Origin of the sequence: Actinomadura atramentaria DSM 43919 (genome assembly GCF_000381885.1) — a bacterium.
GTDB classification, from domain to species: Bacteria; Actinomycetota; Actinomycetes; order Streptosporangiales; family Streptosporangiaceae; genus Spirillospora; species Spirillospora atramentaria.
Genome location: NZ_KB907239.1, coordinates 1 through 4,834 on the forward strand (window position 1 = coordinate 1; position 4,834 = coordinate 4,834).

General features: G+C 65.0%; 8 protein-coding genes. 5 read left to right on the plus strand and 3 right to left on the minus strand.

What is annotated here, in order from left to right; all coding sequences use genetic code 11:
* From G339_RS39640 to G339_RS36075, 3 genes are all read left to right on the plus strand, one after another.
* The coding region (locus tag G339_RS39640; RefSeq protein ID WP_169514806.1) for a hypothetical protein at positions 1 to 385 on the plus strand (385 nt) is incomplete at its 5' end.
* 93 nt (positions 386 to 478) lie between these two features.
* Positions 479 to 787, plus strand: a complete 309-nt coding sequence (locus G339_RS41190; RefSeq protein WP_084693557.1) for a DUF4282 domain-containing protein — start codon at positions 479 to 481, stop codon at positions 785 to 787.
* A 134-nt stretch (positions 788 to 921) separates the two neighbouring features.
* Entirely contained in the window at positions 922 to 1,230 is a 309-nt protein-coding gene (locus tag G339_RS36075; protein WP_019635120.1) for a hypothetical protein, read from the plus strand.
* A 770-nt stretch (positions 1,231 to 2,000) separates the two neighbouring features.
* Here the strand turns inward: G339_RS36075 and G339_RS0131915 are convergent.
* The 3 genes from G339_RS0131915 to G339_RS0131925 all read right to left on the minus strand — a co-directional run bounded on the left by G339_RS0131915 (position 2,001) and on the right by G339_RS0131925 (position 3,260).
* Positions 2,001 to 2,213: a hypothetical protein gene (locus tag G339_RS0131915; RefSeq protein ID WP_019635122.1), complete on the minus strand. Its 213-nt coding sequence runs from the start codon at positions 2,211 to 2,213 to the stop codon at positions 2,001 to 2,003.
* Positions 2,214 to 2,333: 120 nt separating this feature from the next.
* Positions 2,334 to 2,765 (minus strand): DUF3307 domain-containing protein, encoded by a 432-nt coding sequence (locus G339_RS0131920; protein WP_019635123.1) that lies wholly within the window; start codon positions 2,763 to 2,765, stop codon positions 2,334 to 2,336.
* A 93-nt stretch (positions 2,766 to 2,858) separates the two neighbouring features.
* Positions 2,859 to 3,260: a hypothetical protein gene (locus G339_RS0131925; RefSeq protein WP_157408152.1), complete on the minus strand. Its 402-nt coding sequence runs from the start codon at positions 3,258 to 3,260 to the stop codon at positions 2,859 to 2,861.
* Between the two features lie 182 nt (positions 3,261 to 3,442).
* Here G339_RS0131925 and G339_RS37295 point away from each other — a divergent pair, with 182 nt between their 5' ends.
* Entirely contained in the window at positions 3,443 to 4,084 is a 642-nt protein-coding gene (locus G339_RS37295) for a ParA family protein (protein ID WP_019635125.1), read from the plus strand.
* A gap of 484 nt (positions 4,085 to 4,568) precedes the next feature.
* Complete coding sequence (locus G339_RS39270; protein WP_157408153.1) at positions 4,569 to 4,742, plus strand: hypothetical protein; 174 nt, start codon at positions 4,569 to 4,571, stop codon at positions 4,740 to 4,742.
* Positions 4,743 to 4,834: the final 92 nt, after the last annotated feature.

A 4,834-nucleotide genomic window follows, 5' to 3' on the forward strand; every position in this document is an offset into this window, starting at 1 on the left:
GGACATCCGGACCGTCCAACGCTGGAAAAAAGGAGAGCAGAACCCCGGAAAGAGCAATCGGGGGAAGTTCGATGCGGCGTTCCGGGAAACGAAGCTGACACCAGGCAGAAAGGCTCAGATGGCCGGGTCCGGCACGGCTACCGGCCCTAGCAAGGACCAAACGGGAACCGGGGGCCTGGCCATCTTCGGCACAGTCGAGGTGTCCGAGGACAGGCGCGATAGATGGATCAACCCCGGGACGCACATGACCCCGGAAGAGGCTGACCGCATCATCAGCGCCATGATCGAGCACGGGCCGCAGGCGGCAGCCGATGCGCTAAAGGGGATCATTCACAGATACGTCCCGACGATGACCGTCTCTAACATTCAAGAAATCGACTACTGAGAGAATCTAACAAATATCGGAGCGGCCCCGCGTTTTCCCCTTTGGGTGAACGCGGGGCCGCTCCGATCGGAAAAGTAGATAGGAGGTGATCCGATGCCCGAACCACTTTCACCCGGCTCTCCTTACCCCCCGAAACAGCCAGGTCTGATATCGGCGCTCACCGACACCAGGTTTACGATCCTGGCGACTCCCCTTGTGATTCGCTGGATTTACCTCGGGTGCGCGTCCGTGATCACACTCGTGACCGCCTTCTTCTTCGTCCTCGGATGGTGGGTGACCACCTGGCGGAACGGATGGCTATATGGAGTGATGGGAATGGTTGCCGCGCCAATGATCGGATTCGTGTGGTTGCTGATTGTTCGGGTCGCGTGCGAATTCGTCCTGACCCGTTTTCGAAGGTGACGCTGATACCGTGGGAGGTTGCATCCCCCAGGGCGAGACGAAAGGCACCCGTGAGCGGTCACCGGCCTCCCGGCAAGCGCCACACCCTTCCTGACCTGGCCCTTTCCCCTACACGTACGTGAGGACGCGCAGACATGCATGGCGCGACGCTGGCACTGGTCACCACCACGGTTGCCCAGCAGGACCCGAACACTCAGGGCCTGGCGGACTGGCTCATGGGCTTCTTCGGCCCGCTGTTCCTGGCAGGGGTCGGCATCGTTGCGATTTTCTTCCTGTTCACGCGGGAGATCACGCGCTTCGTTCAGTTCTTGGCCCTGGCCGTGCTCGTCGGAGTGATCTTCTACACGCCGGGCGTGATCGTGGTGATAGCCAAGGCGATCACGACCGCGCTCGGGGTGGACGGCGGTGGGTCAGGGGGAGCTTCCCCCACGCACTCCCCGTGATGACCCCGGCAACGCTCCGACCGAGACCGCGAGACCGTAAGGAGGATCGTGACGACTCCCCCAGACCAGCCGCCCGACCCTGACCGGGGACTGACCCCCCGGAACCTGCGGACCGCCGCTATCGCTGGCGGTGTCTCGCTCGTCGCCGGGATGTTCACGTTGGTGATGTGCTCAGGGGGAGGCGATGGAGACAAGGAGCCGGCCGCCGCGCCACGGGCGACGGTCACGGTCACGGCGTCGGCCCGGCCTGGCCCGGCGAGCGCCGCGCCGGTGCCGGGGCCGTCTGCCTCGTCCAGCTCCCCGGCACCGTCGAAGGCACCGCCTCCCCGGGTCGTCTGGCGGGGGACGCTGCGCGTCAACGGCCCGCACGCCCTCGAGGACCTGGACCAGACTCCACCGCGCGTCTCCGAAAGTTCCGGCGCGGCCGACATCCGCGGGGACTGGCTTCAAACGATGCTGAAAGCGATGTCGGACGCCCGGATCGCGGTCCTTCCCCCCGGGGGCCGCTCGGGTGCCTCGCAGTGCCGAGACGCGGCCCTGGCGTCCGGCGAAGCGGTCACCGATCGCCTCCGGACGGGCGACGTGGTGTGCGTGGTGACGGCTCCGGGGAGGGTGGTCCGGCTCGTGACGCAGTACGCGACCCAGACGTCCAGGGCCCCCGAACTCGCGTTCGCGGTCACCATGTGGGACGTCCCCGGAACCCCGCAGTAGCCGCAACGCGAGAAGGGACCCCAGCCCTATGGGCAGGGGTCCCTTCCTTGTTCTGCGCGCTACTGGCGGACGGATTCGCCGCACTCCCCGCATTCGGCGGTCGTCCCGGCCGGGGTCATCTTCACGTCGCCCCAGTTCGTCGTGTTACCGCATGAACAGGCGACCTGTTCCCCTCCGGCATAGACACCCGGACCAACGGCCTGGCCGTTGATGGTGACGTTGCCCATCACGTTGCCGACGAAGTTCTGCCGTCCGCGCTTCCACTCGCCCATCTCGTCTCCTCATGTCTCGTGGTGCAGGTGGCTTTCTGCCGTCCCGTGAGGTGCTGCCCCGTGCTGGCCGGGGCACCCGGACGCAACGTCAGGACGCCTAGACGTCTAGACGTACAGACGTCATGCGAGGATGAGCGCGGCCACCGACAGGAACCCGATGTGCCACGCCTGATCAAGGGAGTAGGCACCCGTACCGGTCGGAGCGGCCAGGGGGTCACCGAGTCCGGCGAAGTCCCCCTTCCTCGCCAGGTCCGCGAGACGACGGAGCGTGGTCCGCCGGTCCGCCCAGTAGTGCGTCCCGGCCGTGAGCACGACGGCGGCCACGACGTTCGGCAGGCTGTAGCCGATGCCCAGACGCCACGAGACGAGCGCCAGGACGACGGTGAGCGTGGCCGTGTAGGTCGCGACGTGCCGCGCGCACGCCAACCGCCCGACCCATCCGGGCGAGCCCTTCCGTACGGCCTGCGTGTGCGTCTGGACCCAGTGGTCCGCAACCTCGTGGGCCGCGAACAGCGCGGCGAAAACGCCGGCGAAAACCTCGGGAGATGCCATCATCGTTCCTCTCTGGTCTGCGTGCGGATCGGAGACGGCCCGGGGGACGGTGGCGGACCCTGCGAAGTCAGATCCGTCCCCCGGCCGCTCGTTCTACTGGTCCTCGGGCGGAGTGCCGTAGGAGATGCCCATCGCGGCGTACTCGCGCCGCAACCGGATGATCCGGTCTCGGACAGTGCTGCGCGCTTCCTCGGTGGCGGTCGCGATGCTCCCCCACCCCTGACCGTCGCGGTCCCGCGCAAGCAACTCCAGATGCTCGCGGCGACGGGTAAGGGCCGCGTGAACGCTCGCCACGTCGCGCAGCAGGTGATACACCATCGCCCGGTCAGCCGTGTCCGCGTACTGGGGTGCCGCGAGGACCGTCAAGAAGCTCTCGAGTCGGCCTTTCAGCACCATCCCGTACAAGATGCCGAGCGGGTCTTCCCCGGCGCTCATCGTGATGGTGATGACGCGTCCGTCGTTCCCTCCGGGTGCGTCCTCCCACGTGATGTCCATCTGCACCCTTTCCAGGTGTTCGGTTTCCGTACACCCTTGACTGTACGGTTTCCGAACACCCGCCACAAGCTACCCCGGCAGTGACACGCGCCTTACTCCCGGACCGGCATCGCTCCGTCTGGAATGCTGGTGACGTCTGGACGTTCAGACGTCCGGACGTCACCGAGCGACACGGAGACGCCATGACCGATGACGTGCCCTGGTGGGTGATCAACTTCTTGAAGGGAGGGAGCAGGAAGACCACAACCACGATGTTTGTCGCGTTCGCGCTCGCGGACGATGGGGAAGACGTCCTCGTCATAGACGCGGACGATGGAACACAGGGAGTGACCGACTGGGCTGGTGAGGTGTACGGCAACGGCGAGACGCTGCCGTTCGACGTGGTCCAGTGGTCACCGGGTCAGGGACTACTCGTCCCGTTCATCAATCAAGCGGTAGAGCGATTCAGTCCCGATCGCGTATTGATCGACGTGGGAGGGGAAGCTCCCCATGTCCTCAAGCAAGCCCTGACAAGAGCAAGCCTCCTGATATCACCGCTGGGAGGCGAACGCGGGGAGCTGTCCCGTGTCCCTGCCACTCAGGTCATCGCCATGAATGCCGGAGTCCGGCAAATCGCGGTCATCACCAGGACGCCCGACCCTGGCCGCGGGCTCGCCAGGAAATGCAGGACCGAGGTGACGAAGGCCGGTATCGAAATGCTCGAAACCGAGGTGCAGCAGAACCTAGACATCTATTCGCACGTGTGGGGGACCATTCCCCCCACGCTCGGCGTGTACCGGAAAGTAACGGACGAGATCAAAGCCAGGGTGAAGCATGGCAAGTAGAAACGAGAGCAACAGCGAACCAAAGCCACGTCCACGGGGCAAAAAGCGGGCATACATCCCCGCGAACCCAACCGCGCCGAACGCTGACGACGCACGCGCGCCGGCCCCTGCCCAGGACACCCCTGGCGTCCCTGCTCCGCTCCCTCCTGTCGAACCCGGCCCGCCACCGCGCGCGTACACATGGCGCCTCACCTCAAGGGAGGCCGAAGCGCTGGACGAGCTGCACACGCGCGTCGTCTCGCGGCTCGGAAAGCGGACTCCGCGCTCCCAGATCCTCGCGGCCCTGGTAGCAGAGGCCAACAAGGGTGGCACGGTCTACCGCGCCATGCTGACGCACTTCGACCACGACCGACGTCAGGACGCCTAGACGTCTAGACGTCGGAGGTAAGCACTCTGTACCGCCGGAGACAGCTTGCCCGTGGTGTTCGGATTCCGTACAGTCAAGGGTGTACGGAATCCGAACACCACGAAGGAAGGCATCACAATGGGCAAGAAGATCTCCGGCCACATCTCCCCTGACTTCGACAGGTATGCGGCGGGTGAAATACCCCTCGAAAACGTCCGGTGCGCGCTCTGCCACAAGTCCCCCTGCGAATGCCCCGAATTCGGAACCCCGGAGTATTTCACCATGCTCGACAATGCGCACAAGCGAAAGTAGCCACACAAAAGACGGCCCCCGATTTCTAGATCGGGGGCCGTCTTTTGTATTTCTATTCCGAAGTATTATCTCGAATCTCTTCCAAGATATTC

Coding starts and splice junctions, on each gene's coding strand:
- G339_RS36075 (WP_019635120.1), top strand. CDS start 922: ATGCATGGCGCGACGCTGGCACTGGTCACCACCACGGTTGCCCAGCAG.
- G339_RS37295 (WP_019635125.1), top strand. CDS start 3,443: ATGACCGATGACGTGCCCTGGTGGGTGATCAACTTCTTGAAGGGAGGG.
- G339_RS0131915 (WP_019635122.1), bottom strand. CDS start 2,213: ATGGGCGAGTGGAAGCGCGGACGGCAGAACTTCGTCGGCAACGTGATG.
- G339_RS41190 (WP_084693557.1), top strand. CDS start 479: ATGCCCGAACCACTTTCACCCGGCTCTCCTTACCCCCCGAAACAGCCA.
- G339_RS39270 (WP_157408153.1), top strand. CDS start 4,569: ATGGGCAAGAAGATCTCCGGCCACATCTCCCCTGACTTCGACAGGTAT.
- G339_RS0131925 (WP_157408152.1), bottom strand. CDS start 3,260: ATGGACATCACGTGGGAGGACGCACCCGGAGGGAACGACGGACGCGTC.
- G339_RS0131920 (WP_019635123.1), bottom strand. CDS start 2,765: ATGGCATCTCCCGAGGTTTTCGCCGGCGTTTTCGCCGCGCTGTTCGCG.